The organism is Kosakonia sp. LAM2021 (genome assembly GCF_016620385.1).
Lineage (GTDB): Bacteria > Pseudomonadota > Gammaproteobacteria > Enterobacterales > Enterobacteriaceae > Kosakonia > Kosakonia sacchari.
The window spans coordinates 1,072,216-1,097,459 of sequence record NZ_JAENHT010000001.1 but is presented as its reverse complement, the minus strand read 5'-3'; the positions used below and the strand labels follow the sequence as shown (position 1 = coordinate 1,097,459).

At 53.2% G+C, this 25,244-nt stretch carries 26 protein-coding genes and 1 other annotated feature; of the genes, 13 read left to right on the top strand and 13 right to left on the bottom strand.

Annotated elements, in window-relative coordinates; translation table 11 throughout:
- Positions 1-41 precede the first annotated feature (41 nt).
- Both JKP81_RS05235 and rnm read right to left on the bottom strand, forming a co-directional pair.
- Positions 42-662: an L-threonylcarbamoyladenylate synthase gene (locus JKP81_RS05235; RefSeq protein ID WP_200550838.1), complete on the bottom strand. Its 621-nt coding sequence runs from the start codon at positions 660-662 to the stop codon at positions 42-44.
- Positions 659-1,540, bottom strand: coding sequence for an RNase AM (rnm, locus tag JKP81_RS05230; RefSeq protein WP_200550837.1), 882 nt, complete (start codon positions 1,538-1,540; stop codon positions 659-661). Before rnm ends, JKP81_RS05235 begins: the two co-directional genes overlap by 4 nt.
- Before the next feature lie 160 nt (positions 1,541-1,700).
- Positions 1,701-1,795: a sequence feature (Trp leader region), on the top strand.
- A gap of 26 nt (positions 1,796-1,821) precedes the next feature.
- Here rnm and JKP81_RS05225 point away from each other — a divergent pair.
- The 6 genes from JKP81_RS05225 to JKP81_RS05200 all read left to right on the top strand — a co-directional run bounded on the left by JKP81_RS05225 (position 1,822) and on the right by JKP81_RS05200 (position 9,731).
- Positions 1,822-3,384: an anthranilate synthase component 1 gene (locus tag JKP81_RS05225; RefSeq protein ID WP_200550836.1), complete on the top strand. Its 1,563-nt coding sequence runs from the start codon at positions 1,822-1,824 to the stop codon at positions 3,382-3,384.
- The gene (trpD, locus tag JKP81_RS05220) at positions 3,384-4,979 is read left to right on the top strand and encodes a bifunctional anthranilate synthase glutamate amidotransferase component TrpG/anthranilate phosphoribosyltransferase TrpD (RefSeq protein WP_200550835.1); all 1,596 of its coding nucleotides are present in this window, start codon (positions 3,384-3,386) and stop codon (positions 4,977-4,979) included. Before JKP81_RS05225 ends, trpD begins: the two co-directional genes overlap by 1 nt.
- Before the next feature lie 3 nt (positions 4,980-4,982).
- Positions 4,983-6,341: a bifunctional indole-3-glycerol-phosphate synthase TrpC/phosphoribosylanthranilate isomerase TrpF gene (gene trpCF / locus JKP81_RS05215; protein ID WP_200550834.1), complete on the top strand. Its 1,359-nt coding sequence runs from the start codon at positions 4,983-4,985 to the stop codon at positions 6,339-6,341.
- Between the two features lie 12 nt (positions 6,342-6,353).
- Positions 6,354-7,547: a tryptophan synthase subunit beta gene (trpB, locus tag JKP81_RS05210; protein ID WP_086868667.1), complete on the top strand. Its 1,194-nt coding sequence runs from the start codon at positions 6,354-6,356 to the stop codon at positions 7,545-7,547.
- The gene (gene trpA / locus JKP81_RS05205; RefSeq protein ID WP_200550833.1) at positions 7,547-8,356 is read left to right on the top strand and encodes a tryptophan synthase subunit alpha; all 810 of its coding nucleotides are present in this window, start codon (positions 7,547-7,549) and stop codon (positions 8,354-8,356) included. The genes trpB and trpA overlap by 1 nt, the downstream gene beginning before the upstream one ends.
- A 133-nt stretch (positions 8,357-8,489) precedes the next feature.
- A complete protein-coding gene (locus JKP81_RS05200; protein WP_234455475.1) occupies positions 8,490-9,731 on the top strand; it encodes a chloride channel protein in 1,242 nt (413 codons plus the stop codon).
- Between the two features lie 288 nt (positions 9,732-10,019).
- Here JKP81_RS05200 and ompW read toward each other — a convergent pair whose 3' ends face one another.
- On the bottom strand, positions 10,020-10,655 hold the full coding sequence (gene ompW, locus JKP81_RS05195) for an outer membrane protein OmpW (protein WP_200550831.1): 636 nt from the start codon (positions 10,653-10,655) through the stop codon (positions 10,020-10,022).
- Positions 10,656-10,936: 281 nt separating this feature from the next.
- Here ompW and JKP81_RS05190 point away from each other — a divergent pair, with 281 nt between their 5' ends.
- From JKP81_RS05190 to yciA, 4 genes are all read left to right on the top strand, one after another.
- Positions 10,937-11,341 (top strand): YkgJ family cysteine cluster protein, encoded by a 405-nt coding sequence (locus tag JKP81_RS05190; protein WP_200550830.1) that lies wholly within the window; start codon positions 10,937-10,939, stop codon positions 11,339-11,341.
- Positions 11,342-11,365: 24 nt separating this feature from the next.
- The gene (locus JKP81_RS05185; RefSeq protein WP_200550829.1) at positions 11,366-12,109 is read left to right on the top strand and encodes a YciC family protein; all 744 of its coding nucleotides are present in this window, start codon (positions 11,366-11,368) and stop codon (positions 12,107-12,109) included.
- A gap of 51 nt (positions 12,110-12,160) precedes the next feature.
- Positions 12,161-12,703, top strand: coding sequence for a septation protein A (locus JKP81_RS05180; protein ID WP_200550828.1), 543 nt, complete (start codon positions 12,161-12,163; stop codon positions 12,701-12,703).
- Positions 12,704-12,803: 100 nt separating this feature from the next.
- On the top strand, positions 12,804-13,202 hold the full coding sequence (yciA, locus tag JKP81_RS05175) for an acyl-CoA thioester hydrolase YciA (RefSeq protein ID WP_017457174.1): 399 nt from the start codon (positions 12,804-12,806) through the stop codon (positions 13,200-13,202).
- 28 nt (positions 13,203-13,230) lie between these two features.
- Here the strand turns inward: yciA and tonB are convergent, their stop codons facing one another.
- Positions 13,231-13,950: a TonB system transport protein TonB gene (tonB, locus tag JKP81_RS05170; protein WP_200551071.1), complete on the bottom strand. Its 720-nt coding sequence runs from the start codon at positions 13,948-13,950 to the stop codon at positions 13,231-13,233.
- 220 nt (positions 13,951-14,170) lie between these two features.
- On the opposite strand from tonB, the gene JKP81_RS05165 reads away from it, so the two are divergent.
- On the top strand, positions 14,171-14,467 hold the full coding sequence (locus tag JKP81_RS05165) for a YciI family protein (RefSeq protein WP_016495849.1): 297 nt from the start codon (positions 14,171-14,173) through the stop codon (positions 14,465-14,467).
- Positions 14,468-14,667: 200 nt separating this feature from the next.
- Here JKP81_RS05165 and JKP81_RS05160 read toward each other — a convergent pair whose 3' ends face one another.
- From JKP81_RS05160 to JKP81_RS05150, 3 genes are all read right to left on the bottom strand, one after another.
- Entirely contained in the window at positions 14,668-15,006 is a 339-nt protein-coding gene (locus JKP81_RS05160) for an SMR family transporter (protein ID WP_200550827.1), read from the bottom strand.
- A gap of 17 nt (positions 15,007-15,023) precedes the next feature.
- Positions 15,024-15,644 (bottom strand): LysE family translocator, encoded by a 621-nt coding sequence (locus JKP81_RS05155; RefSeq protein ID WP_200550826.1) that lies wholly within the window; start codon positions 15,642-15,644, stop codon positions 15,024-15,026.
- A gap of 65 nt (positions 15,645-15,709) precedes the next feature.
- Positions 15,710-15,883 carry a YciY family protein gene (locus JKP81_RS05150; RefSeq protein WP_017457170.1) on the bottom strand — a complete coding sequence of 58 codons (174 nt, stop codon included), beginning with the start codon at positions 15,881-15,883 and terminating at the stop codon, positions 15,710-15,712.
- 140 nt (positions 15,884-16,023) lie between these two features.
- On the opposite strand from JKP81_RS05150, the gene cls reads away from it, so the two are divergent.
- Together cls and JKP81_RS05140 are read left to right on the top strand one after the other, a co-directional pair.
- Positions 16,024-17,484, top strand: coding sequence for a cardiolipin synthase (gene cls, locus JKP81_RS05145; RefSeq protein ID WP_200550825.1), 1,461 nt, complete (start codon positions 16,024-16,026; stop codon positions 17,482-17,484).
- Between the two features lie 30 nt (positions 17,485-17,514).
- A complete protein-coding gene (locus tag JKP81_RS05140) occupies positions 17,515-17,844 on the top strand; it encodes an HI1450 family dsDNA-mimic protein (protein WP_016495844.1) in 330 nt (109 codons plus the stop codon).
- Positions 17,845-17,902: 58 nt separating this feature from the next.
- Here the strand turns inward: JKP81_RS05140 and oppF are convergent, their stop codons facing one another.
- From oppF to JKP81_RS05110, 6 genes are all read right to left on the bottom strand, one after another.
- Positions 17,903-18,907: a murein tripeptide/oligopeptide ABC transporter ATP-binding protein OppF gene (gene oppF / locus JKP81_RS05135; RefSeq protein ID WP_200550824.1), complete on the bottom strand. Its 1,005-nt coding sequence runs from the start codon at positions 18,905-18,907 to the stop codon at positions 17,903-17,905.
- Positions 18,904-19,917, bottom strand: coding sequence for an ABC transporter ATP-binding protein (locus JKP81_RS05130; RefSeq protein ID WP_200550823.1), 1,014 nt, complete (start codon positions 19,915-19,917; stop codon positions 18,904-18,906). The genes oppF and JKP81_RS05130 overlap by 4 nt, the downstream gene beginning before the upstream one ends.
- Before the next feature lie 11 nt (positions 19,918-19,928).
- Positions 19,929-20,837 carry an oligopeptide ABC transporter permease OppC gene (gene oppC / locus JKP81_RS05125; RefSeq protein ID WP_200550822.1) on the bottom strand — a complete coding sequence of 303 codons (909 nt, stop codon included), beginning with the start codon at positions 20,835-20,837 and terminating at the stop codon, positions 19,929-19,931.
- Between the two features lie 14 nt (positions 20,838-20,851).
- Positions 20,852-21,772, bottom strand: a complete 921-nt coding sequence (oppB, locus tag JKP81_RS05120) for an oligopeptide ABC transporter permease OppB (RefSeq protein WP_200550821.1) — start codon at positions 21,770-21,772, stop codon at positions 20,852-20,854.
- A 128-nt stretch (positions 21,773-21,900) separates the two neighbouring features.
- Complete coding sequence (oppA, locus tag JKP81_RS05115; RefSeq protein ID WP_200550820.1) at positions 21,901-23,532, bottom strand: oligopeptide ABC transporter substrate-binding protein OppA; 1,632 nt, start codon at positions 23,530-23,532, stop codon at positions 21,901-21,903.
- A gap of 844 nt (positions 23,533-24,376) precedes the next feature.
- Positions 24,377-25,015 carry a YchE family NAAT transporter gene (locus tag JKP81_RS05110; protein ID WP_370447798.1) on the bottom strand — a complete coding sequence of 213 codons (639 nt, stop codon included), beginning with the start codon at positions 25,013-25,015 and terminating at the stop codon, positions 24,377-24,379.
- Positions 25,016-25,244: the final 229 nt, after the last annotated feature.

Sequence of the window (25,244 nt, the reverse complement as noted above, 5' to 3'; positions counted from 1 at the left end):
GCCGCTGCTGAAATGGCCGCGTAGTATAGCGGCTTGCGCCATTATAAGAAAGGCTTAACGTCGCCAACCCCTTCGCGAATAACCTCTGGTGTCGATTCCGTTAAATCGACTACCGTCGTCGGTTGCTGGCCGAGATAGCCCCCGTGGATAATTAAATCCACCACTTTTTCCAGCCGATCTTTAATTTCATCCGGATCGGATTCAGTAAAATCACTGCCCGGCAGCATTAACGAGGTGGACAGCATCGGTTCGTTGAGCGTTTCCAGCAGCGCCAGCGCAATAGGGTTTGACGGTACACGCAGACCAATCGTTTTGCGTTTTTCCTGTAATAAACGGCGCGGCACCTCTTTTGTACCTTTCAGGATAAACGTGTAATTGCCGGGCGTATTATTTTTAATCAGACGAAAGGCCACGTTGTCGACAAAAGCATACGTCGACAGCTCCGATAAATCGCGGCACATCAGCGTGAAGTTGTGGCCATCCGGCAGGTGGCGAATGCGGCAAATGCGCTCCATCGCCCCTTTGTCTTCAATTTTACAGCCCAACGCATAACCGGAATCGGTGGGGTACACAATGACCCCGCCTTTACGCACAATTTCTACCGCCTGGTTAACCAACCGCGGCTGGGGGTTTTCCGGATGAATATAAAAAAATTGACTCATACTTCCCTCTCTCTGTTCTGTTGCGGCTGCTCCCATTTCAGCCATACGCCCTCAACACCGGCCGGAAGCCAGAGTTTGCGCCCGAGTTCAATCCAGGGGCAAGGCTGATGGAAATCAGAACCTTGCGACGCCAGTAAACCAAACTGACGGGCATACGCGGCGAGCTGCGTTCGCTCGTTGGGAGCCTGCTGACATTGGGCGACTTCCATCGCCTCACCGCCGCACTGTGCAAAATACGCCAGCAGCCTTTTCAGCCATTTAGCAGAAAGGTTATAACGACCAGGATGGGCCATTACCGCCGTTCCGCCAGAATGATGAATCACATCAATAGCTTGTTCTATTGTACACCACTGGGGAGGAACGTATCCCGTTTTCCCTCGCGCAAGATATTTTTTAAAAACATCGGCAATATTGCTCGCTTTGCCCTGTTCCACCAGGAAACGCGCAAAGTGTCCGCGCGTTACGTTCGCCCCCTGCGCCAGCCGTTGAGCGCCTTCCCACGCACCTGGAATGTGCGCTTTTTCTAAACGTTCAGCAATCAGCTTCGCCCGCTGAACCCGGCGTTCAGATTGCGCCTGCAAAAAAGTGCGCATTGCAGGGTGGTCAATATCAATATTCAGACCAACAATATGTATTTCGTGGTTTTCCCAGACGGTGGAAATCTCTACGCCACTGATAAGCTGCAAATCCAGCCCGGCACGGACAATTTCCGTACGGGCAGCAGGAATGGCATCGATGGTATCGTGGTCGGTTATCGCCAGCGTACCGACGCGCATTTCTACCGCGCGATGCACCAGTTGTTCGGGGGAAAGCAGACCGTCAGAGGCCGTCGTATGGCTGTGAAGATCGTAAATAATGGCGTAATTCGTGTCGCTCAAAGCGGCTCCGCTAATTCATCAGGACGTCGGTTTGTCGCCTATCATACAGTCCAGAGAATATTTTCTGAATTCGAGGTTGACTTTCTTTTCCTGAACCAGTTAACTAGTACGCAAGTTCACACAACAAGGTATCGCAAACATGAATGCACATTTCTCTGTTACTCGCTGGTGGCGCACTCCCTGATAAGGGCTGTGAGATCACGTGCGCATTCAGCATACCGATACCAGGCCCGCTCACCCAGCGGGCTTTTTTTTGAACAAAATAAATAATGAGAGCGACTATGCAAACGCAAAAACCAGCACTCGAACTTCTCACCAGCAACGCCAGCTACCGCAGTAACCCGACGGCGTTGTTCCATCAATTGTGCGCTGCCCGCCCGGCAACTCTGCTGCTGGAATCAGCTGATATTGACAGTAAAAGTGACTTAAAAAGCCTGTTACTGGTTGATAGCGCATTGCGTATCACCGCACTTGGTGACACTGTCACCATTACCGCATTAACCGAAAATGGCACAGCACTTCTGGATCTGCTCGATAACGCGCTGCCTGCCGGGGTGGAAAACAGCTTGCTGTCCTATGGGCGCGAACTACGATTCCCGCCGGTCAGCAGCCTGCTGGACGAAGACGCCCGCCTCTGCTCGCTCTCTGTGTTTGATGCTTTTCGCTTATTACAAAACCTGGTCGACGTCCCTTCCGATGAACGCGAAGCCATGTTTTTCGGCGGCTTGTTCGCGTATGACCTGGTGGCCGGTTTTGAAGATTTGCCGCAGCTTACGCAGGATCGCCGTTGTCCGGACTACTGCTTTTATCTTGCCGAAACCCTGCTGGTGATCGACCACCAGAAACAGCAAACGCGTATCCAGGCCAGTCTGTTTACCCCGTCGGCACAGGAAAAAGACCGTCTGCTCCAGCGAGTCGACACCCTGCGCCAGCAACTGGATCGCCCAGCCGAGCCGCTGCCGGTCGAAAAAGTTGAACATATGCGCTGCGACTGCAACCAGAGTGATGAAGAGTACGGCGCAGTGGTTCGCGAAATGCAAAAAGCGATTCGCGCGGGCGAGATTTTTCAGGTGGTGCCTTCTCGCCGCTTCACCCTGCCTTGCCCTTCACCGCTGGCGGCTTACGAAGTGCTAAAGAAGAGCAACCCCAGTCCGTACATGTTCTTTATGCAGGATAACGATTTCACCCTGTTCGGCGCCTCACCGGAAAGCTCGCTGAAATACGACGCCAGCAACCGCCAGATTGAGATCTACCCTATCGCCGGCACACGTCCGCGCGGACGCCGCCCGGATGGTTCACTGGATCGCGATCTCGACAGCCGCATTGAGCTGGAGATGCGTACCGACCACAAAGAGCTGTCAGAACACTTAATGCTGGTGGATCTGGCGCGTAATGATCTGGCGCGCATCTGCACACCCGGCAGCCGCTATGTCGCCGATTTAACCAAAGTCGATCGCTACTCCTACGTGATGCACCTGGTTTCACGCGTGGTGGGTGAGCTGCGTCAGGATCTTGATGTTCTGCATGCCTACCGCGCCTGCATGAACATGGGGACGTTGAGCGGTGCGCCAAAAGTGCGCGCAATGCAGTTAATCGCCAAAGCGGAAGGCACACGACGCGGTAGCTACGGCGGCGCGGTGGGGTATTTCACCGCACATGGCGATCTGGATACCTGCATCGTGATTCGTTCTGCGTGGGTGGAGGACGGTGTGGCAACGGTACAGGCAGGCGCAGGTGTAGTGCTGGATTCCGTTGCGCAATCTGAAGCCGATGAAACCCGTAATAAAGCCCGCGCGGTTCTGCGCGCTATCGCCACCGCACACCACGCTCAGGAGACTTTCTGATGGCTGACATTCTGCTGCTTGATAACATCGATTCCTTTACATACAACCTGGCGGATCAGCTGCGTGCAAGCGGACATAACGTGGTGATTTACCGTAACCATGTTCCGGCGCAAACCTTGATTGACCGCCTTCAGACAATGCAAAACCCGGTGCTGATGCTCTCGCCAGGCCCTGGCGCACCGTCTGAAGCGGGCTGCATGCCGGAACTGCTGACGCGGATGCGCGGCAAATTACCGATTATCGGCATCTGCCTCGGTCACCAGGCGATTGTTGAAGCCTATGGCGGCTACGTCGGCCAGGCAGGTGAAATCCTGCACGGCAAAGCCTCAAGCATTGAGCACGATGGCCAGGCCATGTTCGCGGGCTTAAGCAATCCGCTTCCCGTTGCGCGTTACCACTCGCTGGTGGGCAGCAACATCCCGGCGGGATTAACCATCAATGCCCATTTTAACGGCATGGTGATGGCAGTACGTCACGACGCCGATCGCGTTTGCGGTTTCCAGTTCCACCCGGAATCGATTTTGACCACGCAAGGTGCTCGTCTGCTTGAGCAAACGCTGGCCTGGGCGCTGCAAAAACTGGAGCAGACGAATACGCTGCAACCGATTCTGGAAAAACTCTATCAGGCGCAAACTCTCAGCCAGCAGGAGAGCCACCAGCTTTTCTCTGCGGTGGTGCGCGGCGAGCTGAAACCAGAACAACTGGCGGCCGCGCTGGTGAGTATGAAAATTCGCGGTGAGCATCCCAACGAAATTGCCGGAGCCGCCACCGCACTGCTGGAGAATGCCGCGCCATTCCCGCGTCCGGACTATGCTTTTGCCGATATCGTTGGCACCGGCGGCGACGGCAGCAACAGCATCAATATTTCCACCGCCAGTGCATTTGTCGCTGCTGCTTGCGGCCTGAAAGTCGCCAAACACGGCAATCGCAGCGTTTCGAGCCGTTCCGGCTCATCGGATTTGCTGGCGGCATTTGGTATCAATCTGGATATGAATGCAGATAAATCGCGTACCGCGCTGGATGAGCTGGGCGTCTGTTTCCTGTTCGCGCCGAAGTATCACACCGGTTTTCGCCACGCAATGCCGGTCCGTCAGCAGTTAAAAACTCGTACTCTGTTCAACGTGCTCGGCCCGTTGATCAACCCGGCGCATCCGCCGCTGGCACTGATCGGTGTCTACAGTCCGGAGCTGGTGCTGCCGATTGCCGAAACCCTGCGCGTACTCGGTTATCAGCGTGCAGCGGTTGTTCATAGCGGCGGCATGGACGAAGTGTCACTGCATGCACCGACGCTGGTTGCCGAGCTGAACGATGGCGAAATCAAAAGTTACCAACTCAACGCCACGGATTTTGGCCTGACGCCGTACCATCAGGAGGCGCTGGCTGGCGGTACACCGGAAGAAAACCGTGACATTCTGACACGCTTACTCCAGGGTAAAGGTGAGGCCGCGCATGAAGCCGCCGTCGCCGCCAATGTCGCCATGCTGATGCGTCTGCACGGCGAAGAGGATTTACAGGCCAACGCACAAAAAGTTCTGGATGTGCTGCACAGCGGAGCAGCCTACGACAAAGTCACCGCACTTGCGGCAAGAGGGTAAAAAATGCAGACCGTTTTAGCGAAAATCGTCGCCGATAAAGCCGTATGGGTAGCGGCGCGCAAGGAGCAACAACCGCTGGCCAGTTTTCAGAATGATGTCGAGCCAAGCACGCGTCGCTTCTACGATGCCCTGCAAGGTACGCGAACAGCGTTTATCCTGGAGTGCAAAAAAGCCTCGCCCTCAAAGGGCGTGATCCGCAATGATTTTGACCCGGCGCGCATTGCGGCTATCTACAAACATCATGCGTCGGCGATTTCCGTGCTGACGGATGAAAAATATTTCCAGGGCAGTTTTGATTTTCTGCCGATTGTCAGTGCCATCGCGCCGCAGCCAATCCTGTGCAAAGACTTTATTATCGACGCTTATCAGATTTACCTGGCGCGTCACTACCAGGCAGATGCGTGCCTGCTGATGCTTTCGGTACTCGACGATGAGCAGTACCGCCAGCTTGCTGCCGTCGCGCACAGCCTGAATATGGGCGTACTGACGGAAGTCAGTAATGAAGAGGAATTGCAACGCGCTATCGCGCTGGAAGCGAAAGTCGTCGGCATCAATAACCGTGACCTGCGCGACCTTTCCATCGATTTGAACCGCACCCGTGAGCTCGCACCGCGCCTTGGCACAGGTGTGACGGTCATCAGCGAATCTGGCATCAATACCTATGCTCAGGTGCGTGAACTCAGCCATTTTGCCAATGGTTTCCTGATTGGCTCCGCGCTGATGTCCCATGACGATCTCGATGCGGCAGTGAAACGCGTTTTGCTGGGTGAAAACAAAGTGTGCGGGCTGACCCGCCCGCAGGACGCGCAGGCGGCACATCAGGCCGGTGCAATTTATGGCGGCTTGATCTTCGTGGCCAGCTCCCCACGCGCCGTAACGCAAGCGCAAGCACAAACGGTGATGCAGGCCGCGCCGCTGCAATATGTCGGTGTGTTCCGTAATGCCGCGCCCGAAGAGGTGGTGGCAAAAGTTAACGCACTGAATCTGGTTGCCGTCCAACTGCACGGCGAAGAAGACCAGGCCTATATCGATTCGCTTCGCGAGCGTCTCCCGGCGAAGACGCAAATCTGGAAAGCGCTCAGCGTTGGCGACAACCTGCCCGAGCGGCGCTTTCAGCAGGTTGATAAATATGTGTTTGATAACGGCCAGGGCGGCAGCGGCAAAAGTTTCGACTGGTCGTTACTGGCAGGTGAACCGCTGGATAACGTGATTCTTGCTGGTGGCCTGAGCGCAGACAACTGCGTACAGGCGGCCAAAACCGGCTGTGCCGGACTCGATTTTAATTCAGGCGTGGAGTCGGAACCGGGTATCAAAGATGCCAGCAAACTGGCCTCGGTTTTCCACACACTGCGCGCTTATTAAGGAAAGAAGATAATGACGACACTACTGAATCCCTATTTTGGCGAGTTTGGCGGAATGTTCGTTCCGCAGATCCTGATGCCGGCGCTGCGCCAGCTTGAAGAAGCCTTTGTCAGCGCGCAGAGCGATGCTGAGTTTCAGCAACAATTCAACGACCTGCTGAAAAACTACGCCGGACGCCCGACCGCACTGACCAAATGCCAGAATATTACCGCCGGTACGCGCACCACACTTTACCTCAAGCGTGAAGATTTGCTGCATGGCGGCGCGCACAAAACCAACCAGGTGTTGGGCCAGGCGTTGCTGGCGAAACGCATGGGTAAAACCGAAATTATCGCCGAAACGGGGGCCGGTCAGCATGGCGTGGCTTCAGCGCTGGCGAGCGCGCTGCTGGGTCTGAAATGTCGCATCTATATGGGCGCAAAAGATGTGGAACGCCAGTCACCAAACGTGTTCCGCATGCGCTTAATGGGCGCGGAAGTGATCCCGGTGCATAGCGGTTCCGCCACGCTGAAAGATGCCTGTAACGAGGCGCTGCGCGACTGGTCTGGTAGCTATGAAACCGCGCACTATATGCTGGGAACTGCGGCGGGTCCGCACCCGTTCCCGACCATTGTGCGCGAGTTCCAGCGCATGATCGGCGAAGAGACCAAAGCACAGATCCTGGAAAAAGAGGGGCGTCTGCCGGATGCCGTTATCGCCTGCGTGGGCGGTGGTTCTAATGCTATTGGCATGTTCGCCGACTTTATCGACGAAACGTCTGTTGGCCTGATCGGGGTGGAACCAGCGGGTCACGGTATCGAAACTGGCGAGCATGGCGCGCCGCTGAAGCATGGCCGCGTGGGCATCTATTTTGGTATGAAATCGCCGATGATGCAGACAGATGAAGGCCAGATTGAAGAGTCTTACTCTATCTCTGCGGGTCTCGACTTCCCGTCTGTCGGGCCGCAACATGCGTATCTTAACAGTACGGGTCGTGCCGATTATGTTTCCATCACCGATGACGAAGCGCTGGACGCCTTCAAAACTCTGTGCCGCCATGAAGGCATCATTCCGGCGCTGGAATCCTCGCACGCCCTCGCTCATGCGCTAAAAATGATGCGCGAGAACCCGGACAAAGAGCAGTTGCTGGTGGTTAACCTTTCCGGGCGCGGCGACAAAGACATTTTTACCGTACATGACATCCTGAAAGCGCGAGGGGAAATCTGATGGAACGCTATGACAATGTATTTAAACAGCTGAGCGCGCGCAAAGAAGGTGCATTCGTTCCCTTCGTCACGCTGGGCGATCCGTCCCCGGAACAGTCGCTAAAAATCATCGATACGCTGATTGAGGCGGGTGCGGATGCACTTGAGCTGGGGATCCCGTTTTCCGACCCGCTGGCAGACGGTCCGACCATTCAAAACGCCACGCTGCGCGCCTTTGCCGCAGGCGTGACACCGTCACAATGTTTCGAAATGCTGGCGGCCATTCGTCAGAAGCACCCAACGATCCCCATTGGCTTGCTGATGTACGCTAACCTGGTTTTCAGCCGGGGAATTGACGAATTCTATGCCCAGTGCGCAAAAGTCGGCGTCGATTCTGTGCTGGTGGCGGATGTGCCGATTGAAGAGTCCGCGCCATTCCGCCAGGCGGCTTTGCGCCACAATATCGCGCCCATCTTTATCTGCCCGCCAAACGCGGACGATGATCTGCTGCGCCAGATTGCCTCCTATGGTCGGGGGTACACTTACCTGCTTTCGCGCGCCGGGGTAACTGGCGCGGAAAACCGTGCGGCGCTGCCACTGCACCATCTGGTGGAAAAACTTACCGAGTATCACGCTGCGCCTGCGCTGCAGGGCTTCGGTATTTCCGCACCGGAGCAGGTTAGCGCTGCCGTAGAAGCAGGTGCCGCCGGCGCGATTTCCGGTTCCGCGATTGTGAAAATCATTGAGAAAAACCTCGCCAACCCAACGGCTATGCTGGCTGAACTGAAAGCCTTTGTGCAGAGCCTGAAAGGTGCTACTTTGCCGCGTTAACCTCCCGCACCGCCTGTTGATTCAGGCGGTGTACTTTTCTGTTTATCCGCATGTTTTTCCTGACGCATTGTTAAAAGGTTCATATTTTCTGTGGAATAATAATCCTAAAAATTATGAGACCGATAAATACACCATGCGTGAGTTCCCTGATTCCTGCTGGCAACGTCGCTGGCTGGCCCTGCTGCTGACCGGGCTACTTTCCGGTGCGGCTGGCATGCTGATTGCTCTTCTTCTGCATGCCAGCCAGCACCTCGCTTTTGGTTATAGCCAGCAATCGCTGATTGGCGGCGCGCCGTTCCTGCAGGGCGTAACGGATGCCAGCGCCCTGCGCCGTTTTGCTTCTCTTGCTGCGGCGGGTGTGGTGGCTGGCTGGGGTTGGTGGCTCCTGGCACGCTATGCAAAAAAACGCGGCAGTGTTGGCGCTGCGCTAAAAGATGTTCAACGCCCGATGCCTGCTTTCACCACCATAACTCATGCGCTCTTGCAAGTTGTCACCGTGGCAATGGGCTCGCCGCTCGGGCGAGAAAGTGCGCCGCGTGAAGTCGGTGCCCTGTTTGGCGGTGGGATCGCACGGCATATCGGGTTAAATGCACAAGAAACCCGGCTGGTGATCTCCTGCGGCGCCGGTGCCGGACTGGCGGCGGTGTATAACGTCCCGCTGGCGGGCGCGATTTTTACCCTTGAGGTACTGCTGGTCACAATCAGTTGGGATGCGGTCATTGCCGCCATTGTCACCTCCGCCCTCGCCGCGTTTGTGGCATCGCTGGTACTGGGCAACGAGCGGCAGTATCTGTTTGCCGCCTCCGCTGCGCCCCTCTCTCTGATTATCTGGGCAACCTTGTCCGGCCCGTTGTTCGGCTATGCTGCCAGTCTGTTCCGGCGGATGACCAAAAACGCGCGGGCGCAGGTGAAAACCAACTGGCAAATGCCGGTCTTCTGTTTTATCGCTTTTGCCTGTCTCGGCTTGTTCGCAATCTGGTTTCCGCAATTACCAGGCAACGGCCGCGGTCCGGTACAGCTCAGTTTTGGCGGAGGCGTTACGCTGCCGCTGGCGGCAATGTTGATTGGGTTAAAAGTGTTGAGTATCTGGATGGTGCTGCGCAGCGGAGCCGAAGGCGGCCTGCTCACGCCAGGGCTGGCGATCGGTGCCCTGCTGGGTGCACTGATGCTCCTTCTGGTAGGACAGTTTTTCCCCGATGGCAGTATGGCGGAATTCGCATTGACCGGCGGCGCGGCTTTTCTCGCCTCGTCGATGCAAATGCCGCTCACTGCCATTGTGCTGCTGATGGAATTCACCGGCATGGATTTCAGCTTTTTTGTGCCGCTAACGCTCTGCGTCGCGGGTGCGTATATGACCTGCCGCTATTGCGAGTAGCGCGTTTCGGGGCGTTCGTTTATGGCGCTGAATGTGTCCGCGGGCTTGTTGTGAATGCGCCAATAGCTACGTGAAAGAAAGTCAGATGTTGGCATTCGTAATACGTCATTTCGCCTTCGGTTGCGCAACATCGTGTCTGAACAAATGAGATTAACCGCTGCTTACGGTGTCTCTGTGTCTGATGTGCGCAGCGCGATGGTGTTTTATAAGCTGAAAGATGCCCGCATAGTGATGTGGTGCAGAAATGCGTGGAAACTGGTTATCGCGAAACCAGTTTCCACAATGCGCTTAAAAACGATAACCGGCAGAGAACATAAACACCCACGGATCCAGGCGAGTATGTACGCTTTGTTGCTCACCATTCGCTTTAAAACGCACATCCGTATCGATATCCATCCACCATACGGACATGTTAATCAGCCAGTTGCGGTTGATTAAGTAATCCAGACCGGCTTGCCCCGCCACGCCCCAGGAGTCTTTCAGGCTCAAATCCGACAACCCGGCCTCTTTCCCGGTATCGTTAAATTTCTCATCAAAGAAAGTGGTGTAGTTTACGCCTGCCCCAAGGTATGGGCGCAATTTGCTCTGTGAATCACCGAAATACCACTGCGCCATTAATGTCGGCGGCAGGTGGTGCACAGTGGCGATGTCGCCGGTTGGACCGGTGCCAACGCGGTGGCGAAACGGCGTCGCGGCCAGTAATTCAACGCCGATATTGTCGGTCGCCATCCAGCTCATCGTCACACCAAGTTGGGTGTTGTTGCTGACATTAAAACTGCCCAGAGCGCCTAAAACGTTATCTGAACCTTCCGTCGGACGTACCGTCGCGGAACCGGCTCGAATGAAAAACTCGCCAGCTTCATGCGCGTATACACCTGTAGAAAGACTACTCAGGATCAATGCTGCCACGGCTAACTTCTTCATATCCACTCCATGTTTAAGGTTTTTATCGCGCCGTGAATATACCTATAACTGAGTACAAAGTGATCCAACACAGATCACACTTGACCCCGTAATTTAACATTCATTGATCTGGGTTAATTTTCACCACTCGTTACACTCATTAACTTTTGTATTTAAATCAATTTTCGCTTTGTGAGGTGGTTAAAAAAATACCTGTTCGCCCATCTTGTGCGCATTCTTCGGCAGCGATAATTTATTGGCCTGACAATTTATGTTGATGCGTCGTTAAATGCAGGTGCGCTATGAGTGATATCAATCCGTGCATGTCGTGCGGAGCCTGTTGTGCGTATTTTCGAGTCTCTTTCTATTGGGCAGAAGCGGATGACGCTGGCGGCCCTGTCCCGGCTCAACTCACCGAGCCGCTAACCCCCTTTCTGCGCTGCATGAGCGGAACCAACCAAAAGCAGAGCCGTTGCACGGCGCTGCAAGGCACGCCCGGCGAGTCGGCTAGTTGCAGTATTTATGCGAACAGACCGTCGCCCTGCCGGGAATTTGCGATGTCCGGCGAAGAGGGAAAGGTCAATGAGGCCTGCGATCGGGCGCGAGCGCGCTACGGTTTAGCGCCTCTTTACAAAGATATGCTTTTCCATACAAGCAGCGATGCTGCCACTGAGAGTGTATTCGGGGTACAATTGCCCGCAATTTAACACCGCTATACTCAAGGAGAGTGCATGTCTATCACGGCGAAGTCCGTTTACCGTGACACGGGGAATTTTTTTCGTAATCAGTTCGTTACCATTTTACTGATCGCGTTGCTTTGTGCGTTTATCACGTTCTTGCTGGGGAGCGCCTTTAAGCCCAGTGAAGAGCAGCTCTCCATTTTAAGTGAAGGGGATAATCTCGCAGGCAGCGTCGGGTTGTTTGAACTGGTGCAGAATATGACGCCGGAGCAGCAACAAGTGCTGCTGCGCGCCTCTGCGGCGTCGACATTTTCCGGGCTTGTGGGCAACGCCATTCTCGTCGGTGGTGTGCTGCTGATGATCCAGATGATTTCTGCGGGTCAGCGTATCAGCGCCTTGCGGGCGATTGGTGCCAGTGCGCCACTGTTGCCGAAGCTATTTTTACTGATCCTGCTGACCACGTTTATCGTGCAAATTGGCATCATGTTTGTGATTGTCCCAGGCGTCATTCTGGCGATCCTGCTCGCGTTCGCCCCGGTGATAGTGGTGCAGGATAAAACAGGGATTTTCGCTGCCATGCGTAACAGCATGCGCCTTGCCTGGGCGAATATGCGTCTTGTGGCTCCGGCGGTAATAGGTTGGTTGCTGGCAAAAACAGTCCTGCTGCTGTTCGCACATAACTTTGCGGTGTTCACTGTGGAAGGCGGCGAAGTGATTGCCAATACGTTGAGCAACCTGATTTCAGCGGCGCTGCTGGTTTATCTGTTCCGCCTCTATATGTTGATGCGTTCGTGATTGTTCCGGTTGCCTGCGTCTGCGGGCAACCCCTTATGATGGAATCGTAGAATGAAGCAGTTTCTTGATTTTCTGCCGTTGGTGGTCTTTTTCGCTTTTTACAAACTGTACGATATCTATGCGGCGACCACTGCGCTGATTATCGCGACCGCTATCGTGCTGATTTACAGCTGGGTGCGCTATCGTAAAGTGGAAAAGATGGCGTTGATAACTTTTGCGCTGGTCGCCGTATTCGGCGGGTTGACCCTTTTCTTCCATAACGATGAGTTTATCAAATGGAAGGTGACGGTGATTTATGCCCTGTTCGCTGCAGCGCTGCTCTTCAGTCAGTGGGTAATGAAAAAGCCGCTGATCCAGCGCATGCTCGGCAAAGAGATCGCGCTGCCGGAGGCGGTTTGGGGCAAACTGAACATCGCCTGGGCGCTGTTCTTTATTCTGTGTGGTCTGGCAAATATCTACATCGCCTTCTGGCTGCCGCAGAATATCTGGGTGAATTTCAAAGTGTTTGGCTTAACCGCCCTGACCCTTCTCTTCACCGTGCTGAGCGGCGTTTATATCTACCGCCACATGCCCGCGCAGGACGATAAATCCTGAGACTGAAAGCCAGGCTATCGCGCCTGGCTTTTTTCTTTCCGAACGTCCCGCATTCGTAGTAGCATCCCGCCATAAATCCCTCATAGCAGAAGAGATAACAATGACAACCCTTCAGGACACTCCCCAGGGAGATCTTGTTTTACGCACATTAGCAATGCCAGCAGACACCAATGCCAACGGCGATATCTTCGGCGGCTGGTTAATGTCACAAATGGATATTGGCGGGGCAATACAAGCCAAGGAAATTGCGCATGGTCGCGTGGTGACGGTGCGCGTTGACGGCATGACGTTTCTTCGCCCGGTCGCGGTGGGCGACGTGGTGTGCTGCTACGCACGCTGCGTTAAACGGGGCAACACGTCAGTGACGATTAATATTGAAGTGTGGGTGAAGAAAGTCTCATCTGAGCCCATTGGTCAGCGGTATAAAGCAACGGAAGCGCTGTTTATTTACGTCGCAGTGGATAATGAAGGTAAACCGCGCCCGTTACCTCAGGCATAAGAAAAAAGCCTCCTTACGGAGGCTTTTTTTATTCCATTGAGGCGCCACCGTTCAGGCGGAACACAATATTCACAATTAATCCCGAACCCGGTTTTCCGGCCTCATAACGCCACTTGCGCATTGCCGCTTTTACTTCACGTTCAAACATATTCGCCGGTTGCGCTGACAGCACTTCGACATTCTCCACACGGCCATCTGAGGTGACGTCAAACTTCACTTTTACCCGACCTTCGATACGCAGCGCTTGCGCGCGGGCCGGATACTGCGGCTGATTGCGGCTCAACGCGCGCGGACCGGCAGGAACAGCCGGCGCTGGCTGGGTTGCCGCCGACGGTGTTGGATTCGCGACCGGGCGCGCGGGCGCGTTATTCTGGAACGGCGAGGCCGGTTGCGGCGTTACGGGTTTCGTTTCGCGCTTCGGCTGCTCGACCTTTTTCTCCGGTTTCGGCTTTGGTTTCGGTTTGGGCTGCGGTTTGGGCTTTTCAATCACCACTGGCGCTTCTTTCGGTGGCTCAGGAACCGGTTCTGGCTCGGGTTCCGGCTCGACCACCGGCTCCGGCGGTTGAGCAACCTGAGGCGGTTCCAGATCGGCAGGCGCCACCATCGTGACTGTAATGGGCTGCGCAGGTGCGGGCAGTTCAACAACCTGATGTACCGATGTATAGAGCAGACCCGCCACGACGGCGCCGTGGATACCAACAGATAACAGCGTCGGCCAGGGAAAGCGGCGAGGTAAATCGAGGGTCATTGAAGTCATAATCGTGTCAGTTAAAAATCCAGAACTAGATTTTAAATGCAAATAGCAATCATATTCAACAAGCCATCGCATGCGCGGGCAATTTAGTCAGGTAAACGGGCAAAAAAGCCGCATATTTTGCAAGGATGTTACCGCCATTACCATCTTTACATTGCAGTCGTTTCGCCTTTCACATAGGGTATGGCTTTCTTATCTGTTAGGAGTTCCGCCCGTGCTGTACGTTATTTTTGCTGAAGATATTGCTGACTCGCTCGAAAAACGTTTGTCCGTGCGCCCTGCCCATCTGGCAAGACTGCAACTGCTGCACGATGAAGGACGCCTGCTGACAGCTGGCCCAATGCCTGCTGTCGACAGCAACGATCCGGGAGCGGCGGGTTTCACTGGCTCGACGGTGATTGCTGAGTTTGAATCGCTGGAAGCGGCGAAGTCCTGGGCAGAAGCCGATCCCTACGTTGCTGCCGGGGTTTATCAGAACGTGACGGTGAAACCGTTCAAAAAAGTATTCTAAAAAGAAAAGACCCGCCACGGCGGGTCTTTTACTTTAAAGGCTGCTTCAGAACCTGGCGGCACTTTACATCCGGCTGGTGAGTTCAGCGCCTGCGCAAATCGCGGCGTATTAACGAACTCGCCCGACACCGATATATATGCCCGTCTGTTGCGAAAGAGATTTTTTAACAGGCAGATCGCTGAAGTCTGGCGGTTTATTATTTAATGCCCAACGCTTTTGGAAAAAAGATTAATAATCACCACCCCGGCGATAATTAACCCCATCCCCATGATTGCCGGCATATCCAGTTTTTGCCCATGTACAAGCCAGCCGGCAAGACCTATCAGCACAATACCTGCACCGGACCAGATGGCATAAATCACCCCGGTCGGAAGAGTGCGCATAGTAATTGTCAGGCACCAGAATGCAATGCAATACCCGGCAATACTGATAATGCCGGGTAACAAACGGGTAAAGCTGTCGGAAGATTTCAGCGCCGTGGTGGCAATCACTTCCATCACAATGGCAATACCGAGAAAGATAAAGGCTTCTTTATTCATATGGGTTACCGGACATATTAACGTTTACTCAGCGCCAGACGGGTGGCAAACAGCAAAAAGACCATCCCAGTGCAGCGATCCATCCAGCGTATGACTTTTTCTTTACGCAGGAATGACGCCAATGGGCGCGTGGCAGAAATCAGCAGCGTCGACCAGCAGGTGCCCAGTAAAAGATGAATAAAAACCAGGCCAAAAGTCCACGCGATCAACGGTTGCCCCTGCGGGATAAACTGTGGCAGAAATGAGACATAAAAAATGCCCACTTTCGGGTTAAGTACGTTGCCGAACATCCCTTTGATAAACCAGTTCTGCGATTTCGTATCGCTTGCGTCCACCGCAGCAAACGATCTGCGCGGGCGCAGCAGCATGTTCAGACCCAACCAGCATAAATAGGCAGCGCCGCAATATTTCAGGATATTGTACGCCAGCTCAGAGACTGCGATCAGTGCGCCCAGACCAAACGCCACCATTGCGCCCCAGATAAGACAACCGGTGTTGATCCCCATCTGCGCTTTAAAAGCCTCTTTGCGCCCTTCAACTGTCGCGGTGCGTAGTATCAGCGCTGTATCCAGCCCCGGTGTTAATGTCAAAAGCGTGGCGGCGAAGGTAAAAGCCAACAGACTATCCATTACCGACATACGGCAACTCCCTCTTTAGCATTAAGCCCAGAAACGATCGCGGGCACCTGTTCGGTGCCCGGATATTAAAGATCGTAAATAGCGAATAACAGCACATTACGATGACGGTTTACGCCACATTTCCTGATGGCGTGGATGCGCATATTGCGTCGTGACTGCGCTTCCAGCCAGCGCGCTTTACGGCGGCTCATCTGCCGCAGCATACGCCAGCGCCCCACTTCCGTTCGACTACGCTTCATTTTTACAACTCAAAACTTAACAGAAACGCCATTATAGTCCGTCAACTTCGCCAGGCCAGCGCTTTTCGGCGTTTTTATTTGCCAGATGAATGCGGATGCGTACACTCATGAGATACGGTTTTTTAAAAGGATTTTTATCTATGTCCGCTTTTTACACGGTAATGAGTTGGCTGATTGTCTTAGGTTACTGGCTACTGATTGCTGGTGTAACACTGCGCATATTGATGAAACGCCGCGCGGTCACCTCCGCGATGGCGTGGTTATTGATTATTTATATCCTGCCGCTGGTTGGGATCATCGCCTATCTTTCCCTTGGCGAACTTCACCTCGGAAAACGTCGCGCCGAGCGCGCTCGCGCTATGTGGCCTTCTACCGCCAAGTGGCTGAATGATCTAAAAAATTTCAAGCACATTTTTGCGACCGAAAACAGCGGCGTGGCGTCATCTCTTTTCAAGCTCTGCGAGCGACGCCAGGGGATCGCCGGGGTTAAGGGTAACCAGTTGCAGTTACTCACCTCGACTGATGATGTGATGCAGGCATTGATTCGTGATATTCAGCTCGCCCGCCACAATATCGAGATGGTGTTTTACATCTGGCAACCCGGCGGAATGGCGGATCAGGTGGCCGAATCGTTAATGGCTGCAGCGCGCCGTGGCGTGCACTGTCGCCTGTTGCTGGATTCCGCGGGCAGCGTGACGTTTTTTCGCAGCCCGTGGGTAACCATGATGCGAAACTCCGGCATTGAAGTAGTCGAGGCGCTGAAGGTGAATTTAATGCGTGTTTTTCTGCGCCGCATGGATTTACGCCAGCATCGAAAAATCGTTTTGATAGACAATTACATCGCCTACACCGGCAGCATGAATCTGGTCGATCCGCGCTTCTTTAAGCAAGATGCTGGCGTCGGTCAATGGGTCGATTTGATGGCGCGGATGGAAGGTCCGATCGCCACGGCAATGGGGATTATTTACTCTTGCGACTGGGAAATAGAAACCGGAAAACGCATTCTTCCCCCGCCGCCTGACGCCAATATCATGCCTTTTGAGGAAGCCAGCGGGCACACCATTCACACCATTGCCTCCGGACCTGGGTTTCCCGAAGATCTGATCCACCAGGCGTTGCTGACTGCCGTCTACGCATCACGCGAATATTTAATTATGACCACGCCCTATTTCGTGCCCAGCGACGACCTGCTGCATGCGATTTGTACTGCGGCGCAGCGCGGTGTGGACGTGAGTATCATTTTGCCGCGTAAAAATGACTCGCTGCTGGTTGGCTGGGCCAGTCGGGCATTTTTTGGCGAGTTGCTGGCCGCAGGCGTAAAGATTTATCAGTTCGAAGGCGGGTTGCTGCACACCAAAAGCGTGCTGGTGGATGGCGAACTGAGCCTCATTGGTACCGTAAATCTGGATATGCGTAGCCTGTGGCTCAATTTCGAAATCACGCTGGTGATTGACGATGCCGGCTTTGGTGGCGATCTGGCGGCCGTGCAGGATGATTACATCTCCCGCTCCCGCTTACTTGACGCGCGTTTGTGGGTAAAACGGCCGTTCTGGCACCGCATTGCTGAACGACTGTTTTACTTCTTCAGCCCGTTGCTGTAAAACGTGCCCAACAGACGTGAAGAGGTAATCATGGAAATGGATCTGAATAATCGCCTGACCGAAGACGAAACCCTTGAGCAGGCTTACGACATCTTCCTCGAACTGGCAGCGGATAATCTCGACCCGGCGGACATCATTCTTTTCAACTTACAGTTTGAAGAGCGTGGCGGCGCTGAGTTGTTTGATCCGGGCGAAGACTGGCAGGAACATGTGGATTACGATTTAAACCCGGACTTCTTCGCTGAAGTGGTCATTGGCCTTGCGGATACCGATGGCGGCGAGATCAATGACATTTTCGCACGCGTATTACTGTGCCGCGAAAAAGATCACAAACTTTGCCATATTCTCTGGCGCGAATAAGCGCGGAAAGAGAAAAGAAAAAGGGCTGACAACTGTCAGCCCTTTTTATATGGGTGGATTATAGCGGGTCGACTTTCAGGCAGGAGACCGCATGACGGAAGCTGCCCTCCAGCACCGGACGTGTCTGTGCGCACTCAGGCCCGGCAATCGGGCAGCGAGTACGGAACACGCAGCCCGACGGCGGGTTGATTGGTGACGGCAAATCCCCTTCCAGCAACTGTATCGTCTTGTTCTTTTCCCGATCCGGGTCCGGAACCGGCACCGCCGACATCAGCGCTTTGGTATACGGGTGCAGCGGGTTCTGATACACCTCATCATAAGTGCCTAGCTCTACCGCATGGCCGAGGTACATTACCAGCACACGGTCGGAGATATGCTTCACTACCGCCAGGTCGTGAGCGATAAAGATCAGCGACAGCCCCATTTCACGTTGCAGTTGTTGCAACAGGTTAACGACCTGCGCCTGGATTGATACATCCAGCGCGGAAACCGGTTCATCACAAATGATCAGCTTCGGTTCGAGGATCAGCGCGCGGGCAATACCGATACGCTGACACTGACCACCGGAGAACTCGTGCGGATAGCGGTTAATCAGGTTCGGCAGCAGTCCCACTTTCATCATCATCGTTTTAACGCGATCGCGCACTTCCTGGCGCGACATTTTCGGATGATAGGTGCGCAGCGGTTCGGCGATGATTTCACCGATGGTCATACGTGGGTTCAGTGATGCCAGCGGATCCTGGAAAATCATCTGGATATCGCTGCGTACAGCGCGCCACTCTTCCTGCTTCATGCCCAGCAGATCTTTACCCAACCAGGCCACTTTTCCGTCGGTGGCTTTCACCAGGCCAATGATGGCGCGGGCAAAAGTCGACTTACCGCAACCGGATTCACCCACCACGCCAAGAGTTTCCCCTTCGTACAGACGCAGCGTGACGCCATCAACTGCTTTCAGCGTTTTCGGCGGTTGCCAGAACCACTGTTTGCCATCTTTAATGTCGAAATGCACCTTTAAATCGGCGATTTCCAGTAGCACTTTTCTCTCATCAATCGCGGCATTCATACCAATTCCTCCACCGATTTAAAGCAGGCGCGCAAACGGCCCGGGGCAAACTCCTCCAGCGGTGGAGCACTGTTACAGATTTCCATCGCATGCGGGCAGCGCGGCTGGAACGGGCAGCCTTTTGGCAGGCGCAGCAGGTTCGGCGGGTTGCCAGGAATGGTCAACAACGCTTCGCCTTCAGTGTCGAGGCGCGGTACCGCATTCAGCAGGCCGATAGAGTACGGATGCGATGGCTGGTAGAACACATCGCGCGCTTTGCCATACTCCATGGTACGACCAGCGTACATCACCAGCACTTTGTCACAGATGCCGGCGACAACGCCAAGGTCATGGGTGATCATAATGATTGCGGTGTTGAATTCACGTTTCAGCTCGTTCAACAGGGTCATGATCTGCGCCTGTACAGTCACGTCCAGCGCGGTGGTCGGTTCATCGGCAATCAGCAGTTTTGGTCGACACAATAACGCCATTGCGATCATTACGCGCTGGCGCATACCACCAGAAAACTCGTGCGGGTACATGCGCATGCGTTTACGCGCTTCCGGCATTTTCACCGCGTCGAGCATTTTAACCGACTCTTCAAATGCTTCCGCTTTGTTCATGCCTTTGTGCAACATCAGGACTTCCATCAACTGCTCGCCCACGCGCATATATGGGTTCAGCGAGGTCATTGGATCCTGGAAAATCATCGAGATCTGCTCGGCGCGCAGTTTGTTGAGCGCCGGCTCCGGCAGGTTAAGGATCTCTTTGCCGTTAAACGTTGCCGAGCCGCCAATGCGTCCGTTCGCCGCCAGTAACCCCATCAGCGCAAATGCAGTCTGGGATTTACCGGAACCTGATTCGCCCACGATACCCAGCGTTTCACCAGCACGCAGCGAGAAGTTCAGGTCATTCACCGCCGTGACATCGCCATCCGGGGTCTGGAAGGTTACACGCAGATCTTTCACGTCCAGCAGGAGATTGGATTGCTGCTGCGTCACCGACGCGAATGAGGTTTCAGTTATGCTCATAACAGCACTCCTTAACGGTCTTTCGGATCGAGGGCATCACGCAGGCCATCGCCGATAAAGTTAAAACAGAACAAAGTGATAACCAGGAAACCTGCCGGGAACAGCAGTAACCACGGCGACACTTCCATCGAGTTCGCACCATCACTTAACAGCGCGCCCCAGCTGCTCAGCGGCTCCTGGGTACCCAGGCCGAGGAAGCTCAGGAAGGATTCGAACAGGATCATGCTTGGCACCAGCAGTGAGGCATACACCACCACCACGCCCAGTACGTTTGGCACAATGTGGCGCACAACGATATTAGCGGTAGAAACCCCGCCGACCTGCGCCGCTTCGATAAACTCTTTACGTTTCAGGCTCAAAGTCTGGCCACGCACAATACGCGCCATATCGAGCCAGGACACCATACCGATAGCAACAAAGATGAGCAGAATGTTTTGCCCAAAGAACGTCACCAGCAGGATCACGAAGAACATGAATGGGAAGGAGTTGAGGATCTCCAGCAAACGCATCATCACTGAGTCTGTTTTGCCGCCCAGATAACCTGAAAGTGAACCGTACAGCGTGCCCAGGATAACGGCCACCAGCGCGGCGGCAATACCGACCATCAACGAGATACGCCCGCCGATTGCCACGCGCACCAGCAGGTCGCGACCGGAAGAGTCTGTACCAAAATAGTGACCGGACTCGATATCCGGCTGGCTCGACATCATGCCCCAGTCGGTATCGAAATAACTAAACTGCGACAGCATCGGTGCCAGAGTCACAAATAAAGCAATCAGTAGTAATACGACCAGGCTAGCTACCGCAGCGCGGTTATGCATAAAGCGACGGCGTGCGTCCTGCCACAGGCTTCGTCCTTCGACTTCAAGTTTCTCACTGAAGTTTTCCAGCGCCTCGCTGTTTTTCTTACTTAACATCATGGCGAACTCCAGTATTAATAACGAATCTTCGGATCGATAACGGCATAGAGCACATCAACAATCGCGTTAAACATGATAGTCAGCGTGCCGACCAGAATAGTAAGGCTTAATACCAGAGAATAGTCGCGGTTCAGCGCGCCGTTAACGAACAGCTGGCCGATACCCGGCAGACCATAAATGGTCTCGATAACCATGGAACCGGTAATGATGCCGACGAACGCAGGCCCCATGTAGGAGAGCACCGGCAAAAGCGCAGGTTTGAGCGCATGGCGGAAAATGATTCGGCGCATCGGCAACCCTTTCGCACGCGCTGTGCGGATAAAGTTGGAGTGCAGAATTTCTATCATCGAACCACGGGTGATACGTGCAATGCTGGCGATATAGGCCAGAGACAACGCCACCATCGGCAGGATCATGAATTTCAACGCCCCGCCGTTCCAGCCACCCGCAGGCAGCCACTTCAGTACGATGGCAAAGATCATCACCAATAACGGTGCGACAACAAAACTCGGGATAACAACCCCGGTCATTGCCAACCCCATCACCGTATAATCCCATTTGGTATTTTGGTTAAGCGCGGCGATAACACCGGCCGTAACGCCAAAGACAATGGCCAGAATAAAGGCCGCCGCACCTAATTTTGCGGAAACCGGGAAGCTTGCCGCTACCAGGTCATTCACCGTGTAGTCTTTGTATTTGAATGACGGCCCGAAATCGAAATGCGCCAGCTGTTTCAGATAACTGAAATATTGCGTGGTGATTGGGTCGTTTAAATGATATTTCGCTTCAATATTCGCCATGACCTCTGGCGCCAGCGCACGTTCACCGGTAAATGGACTTCCCGGCGCGAGACGCATCATAAAGAACGAGATGGTAATAAGAATGAAAAGTGTTGGGATCGCTTCAAGACAGCGACGTAGGATAAATTTCAACATTGCCCGTACCTTCTGGCCTGTGCCTTTTACACATTCTCTTTCAGGCGGTTAAGCCTGCGACCGATGTGTGTTCTGGTGCGATAAAATAAGACACTGTGGGGCAGGACGCCCTGCCCCACTCATTGCCATTAATGCTTGATAATATACAAGTTTTTAACGTAGATATTATCCATCGGGTCTTTACCGGTGTAGCCACCAACCCAGGTTTTCACCAGACGGGCGTTCACGTAGTAGTAAACCGGAACGATCGCCGAGTCTTTATCCAGTTGCTGTTCAGCTTTGGAATAAAGCTCACTGCGCTGTGCTTCGTCAGTGACTTTCAGCGTGTCGCCGATCAGCTTGTCAAACGCCGGGCTCTTATAGTGCGCGGTGTTGTTGGAGCTGTCAGAAAGCATGGTGTTCAGGAAGGAGGTCGGCTCGTTGTAGTCCGCACACCAGCCCGCACGTGCAACATCAAAGGTGCCCTGATGACGCGTGTCGAGGAAGGTTTTCCACTCCTGGTTTTCAAGCTTAACGTCTACGCCGAGGTTTTTCTTCCAGATGGAAGCCACAGCGATCGCCAGTTTTTTATGCAGATCGGAGGTGTTATACAGCAGACTGAACGACAGCGGTTTGTCTGCGGTGTAGCCAGCTTCGGCCAGCAGTTTTTTCGCTTCAGCGTTGCGCTGTTCCTGGGTCATTTTGAACCAGGCCGGTTCAGTCAATTTTGCACCATCGGTGTATGGCGGTGTGTAGCTGTATGCCGGCAGATCGCCCTGGTTTTTCACTTTGTTGACGATGATGTCGCGATCCAGCGCCAGTTTCAGCGCGGTACGAACGCGAACGTCAGTGAACGGGGCTTTCTGGTTGTTGATTTCATAGTAGTAAGTACACAGGTACGGGTCGACGTGTACTTCTTTAGGGATCTCTTTTTTCAGCTTCTGGAACAGTTCGATCGGCATGTTGTTATAAGTCATGTCGATTTCGCCGCTGCGGTAGCGGTTAACGTCTGTTACTTCAGAAGAGATTGGCAGGTAAGTAACCTGGTTAATAACGGTTTTCGCGTTATCCCAGTAATTGGTGTTGCGCTCAAGAACGATACGTTCGTTGACCACCCAATCTTTCAGTTTGTATGCACCGTTGGTCACGATGTTAGCTGGTTGCGTCCATTTTTCGCCGAATTTCTCAATGGTGGCTTTAGGCACAGCGGAAACAGATGGGTGAACCAGCAGTTTATAGAAATAAGGAACCGGCTCGCTCAGGGTGACTTCAAAGGTGTAATCATCTATTGCTTTTACGCCAAGATCGCTGGTCGGTTTTTTGCCAGCGATAACATCGTCGATATTGGCGATGTGGCCGTACTGCAGATAGCTCGCATACGGAGAAGCGGTTTTCGGATCCGCCAGACGCTGCCAGCTATAAACAAAATCATGCGCCGTTACAGGCGTACCGTCGGACCATTTCGCATTTTTACGCAGATGGAAGGTCCAAACTTTAAAATCTTTATTATCCCACGTCTCTGCAACACCGGCTGTTGGATGACCCTGAACATCGGAAATCAGCAGACCTTCAAACAGGTCGCGGTTGATATTGGATTCAGGAACCCCTTCGATTTTATGCGGGTCGAGAGATTGAACTTCAGAACCGTTGTTACGCACCAGCGTTTGCTTATCCGCCAGTTGAACTCCTGCCGGTACATCGGCAGCCATTGCCGCGTTACCGGTAATCAGTGCAGTCAAAATCCCCGCAGCTACCAGACTTTTCTTAGTGATGATGGACATTGTGTTGTTACTCCACTCATTATAATTACTGACGTTCACGTCAGCGTGTTTCATCCCCTGTTGGGGGCCTGTATAGCGCAGGAGCTTTTTGGCGCTATCAGACATCTTTTTTTACTGCTGCTATCACCGACTTTTTTATTACGGACTGCTCAAACGGCAATCTTGCGTCGATTCTGTTACGCGCCTCCCCTGTCGAGGCGCGCTGTATTCACTATGACAACCGTTTTATATGAAAACGATTCTCATCTGAGCTGTTTATTCTGCAAATTATAAGGTCGAGAAACATAATGGGCGGAAAATAACAAATGCCCTCTTCTGTCGCCAATACATTTTGCAAATTTGTTAACCATTTCTCTTTTACGACACAGCATCAACCGACAGGCGATAGCTTTTCAGCCTCCCTGTTACTTTTTTATCTATTATTATCAATGAGATAAATGAACATCACCGCCATGTGATGTTTTTCGACTGATGCTGTGCTTTTTTGCACAAAAAAGCAACAATTGACTACTTTTTAGCACATTCATCTGCGAGAAGATTGAAAGTACTAATATCATTTCAATTATGTCACGGCAAGCCCAATAGTATTATGTGACAGAAATAACAGGTGCGATTGCGCGAATTCCGCACAGAGGAGATTCGTTATACTTATAATTCACTGATAGAAAACAGATTTTCTGATTAGTGTAATTTATTATACTTCCCGCCGTTTTGCGGTTTCGTCATATGTTTTGCTGATTTTGCGCGTTCCTTTACAGCCATATTTGCAATATAAAACGGTTATCGCTATATAAATGAAAGCATAACGATAGCCTTTTATTTCCTTATTAAAGGAAGAAGTGAATCAGTTCAGCAAACCAGGAAAAAGCGATCTCGCCCCCGCGACAATAAACTCAATACCCAGCGCCATAAGTAATAACCCCATAATACGTGTGATGACGTTGATACCCGTTTGCCCAAGCAAACGCACCAGCCAGGGCGCGATACGAAATAGCCCCCAGGAGCTGAGCGCAAACAGCGCGATCGCCACGGTGAAACCGATCAAATGCTCAACGGTGTGATAGCGTGTTCCCCAAACGATGGTAGAACTGATTGCCCCCGGCCCCGCCATTAAAGGCAAAGCGAGTGGTACCACGCCGATACTTTCGCGGATGGCCGTTTCTGACTTTTCTTGTTTATTCTGCTTATCTTCCCCCAGTTTCCCGCTGATCATCGACATGGCGATAGTCACCACCAGAATGCCCCCGGCTATACGAAACGAATCGATCGAAATACCAAACAGCTGCAATATGGCATCACCAAGAAACAACGACGTCCAGAGAATAATGGCCACGGACAGATTGGCGGTGAGATTCGTTTTATTCCGCGCGGCGGTCATCTGGTAGCTGGTCATGCTGATAAAGACCGGAATAATGCCGACCGGGTTGACCAACGCAAACAGGCCAATAAAAAATTTAAAATAGAGGGGAAGATCGAACACGATGTGCTCCACAGTAGGTTTCGTAACGTTGTCAGATAAATAACCTATCGGCGCGACAGGAAAATCCATGCAGAAGATACGCGTTTTCGCCGCGTAGTTCATCATGATTTCCGTGGAAATTCGCAGCAATACAGCATGTTATTCAGTTGTGGGAATTGTGATAATCTTAGAGCGCGCCTGGCCATATGCCATTAACATTTGCTACAAACGCCCAAAAATGGGCTGCTGAAAG

Excerpts from the sequence above, each read along its gene's own strand:
- oppB (WP_200550821.1), bottom strand. The coding sequence starts at position 21,772 with ATGTTGAAATTTATCCTACGTCGCTGTCTTGAAGCGATCCCAACACTT.
- cls (WP_200550825.1), top strand. The coding sequence starts at position 16,024 with ATGTCCGCTTTTTACACGGTAATGAGTTGGCTGATTGTCTTAGGTTAC.
- trpCF (WP_200550834.1), top strand. The coding sequence starts at position 4,983 with ATGCAGACCGTTTTAGCGAAAATCGTCGCCGATAAAGCCGTATGGGTA.
- oppC (WP_200550822.1), bottom strand. The coding sequence starts at position 20,837 with ATGATGTTAAGTAAGAAAAACAGCGAGGCGCTGGAAAACTTCAGTGAG.
- JKP81_RS05235 (WP_200550838.1), bottom strand. The coding sequence starts at position 662 with ATGAGTCAATTTTTTTATATTCATCCGGAAAACCCCCAGCCGCGGTTG.
- JKP81_RS05185 (WP_200550829.1), top strand. The coding sequence starts at position 11,366 with ATGTCTATCACGGCGAAGTCCGTTTACCGTGACACGGGGAATTTTTTT.
- oppF (WP_200550824.1), bottom strand. The coding sequence starts at position 18,907 with ATGAATGCCGCGATTGATGAGAGAAAAGTGCTACTGGAAATCGCCGAT.
- JKP81_RS05200 (WP_234455475.1), top strand. The coding sequence starts at position 8,490 with ATGCGTGAGTTCCCTGATTCCTGCTGGCAACGTCGCTGGCTGGCCCTG.
- JKP81_RS05160 (WP_200550827.1), bottom strand. The coding sequence starts at position 15,006 with ATGAATAAAGAAGCCTTTATCTTTCTCGGTATTGCCATTGTGATGGAA.
- tonB (WP_200551071.1), bottom strand. The coding sequence starts at position 13,950 with ATGACCCTCGATTTACCTCGCCGCTTTCCCTGGCCGACGCTGTTATCT.
- trpD (WP_200550835.1), top strand. The coding sequence starts at position 3,384 with ATGGCTGACATTCTGCTGCTTGATAACATCGATTCCTTTACATACAAC.
- JKP81_RS05150 (WP_017457170.1), bottom strand. The coding sequence starts at position 15,883 with ATGAAGCGTAGTCGAACGGAAGTGGGGCGCTGGCGTATGCTGCGGCAG.
- JKP81_RS05140 (WP_016495844.1), top strand. The coding sequence starts at position 17,515 with ATGGAAATGGATCTGAATAATCGCCTGACCGAAGACGAAACCCTTGAG.
- JKP81_RS05225 (WP_200550836.1), top strand. The coding sequence starts at position 1,822 with ATGCAAACGCAAAAACCAGCACTCGAACTTCTCACCAGCAACGCCAGC.
- trpA (WP_200550833.1), top strand. The coding sequence starts at position 7,547 with ATGGAACGCTATGACAATGTATTTAAACAGCTGAGCGCGCGCAAAGAA.
- JKP81_RS05130 (WP_200550823.1), bottom strand. The coding sequence starts at position 19,917 with ATGAGCATAACTGAAACCTCATTCGCGTCGGTGACGCAGCAGCAATCC.
- yciA (WP_017457174.1), top strand. The coding sequence starts at position 12,804 with ATGACAACCCTTCAGGACACTCCCCAGGGAGATCTTGTTTTACGCACA.
- trpB (WP_086868667.1), top strand. The coding sequence starts at position 6,354 with ATGACGACACTACTGAATCCCTATTTTGGCGAGTTTGGCGGAATGTTC.
- JKP81_RS05155 (WP_200550826.1), bottom strand. The coding sequence starts at position 15,644 with ATGTCGGTAATGGATAGTCTGTTGGCTTTTACCTTCGCCGCCACGCTT.
- oppA (WP_200550820.1), bottom strand. The coding sequence starts at position 23,532 with ATGTCCATCATCACTAAGAAAAGTCTGGTAGCTGCGGGGATTTTGACT.
- JKP81_RS05190 (WP_200550830.1), top strand. The coding sequence starts at position 10,937 with ATGAGTGATATCAATCCGTGCATGTCGTGCGGAGCCTGTTGTGCGTAT.
- ompW (WP_200550831.1), bottom strand. The coding sequence starts at position 10,655 with ATGAAGAAGTTAGCCGTGGCAGCATTGATCCTGAGTAGTCTTTCTACA.
- JKP81_RS05180 (WP_200550828.1), top strand. The coding sequence starts at position 12,161 with ATGAAGCAGTTTCTTGATTTTCTGCCGTTGGTGGTCTTTTTCGCTTTT.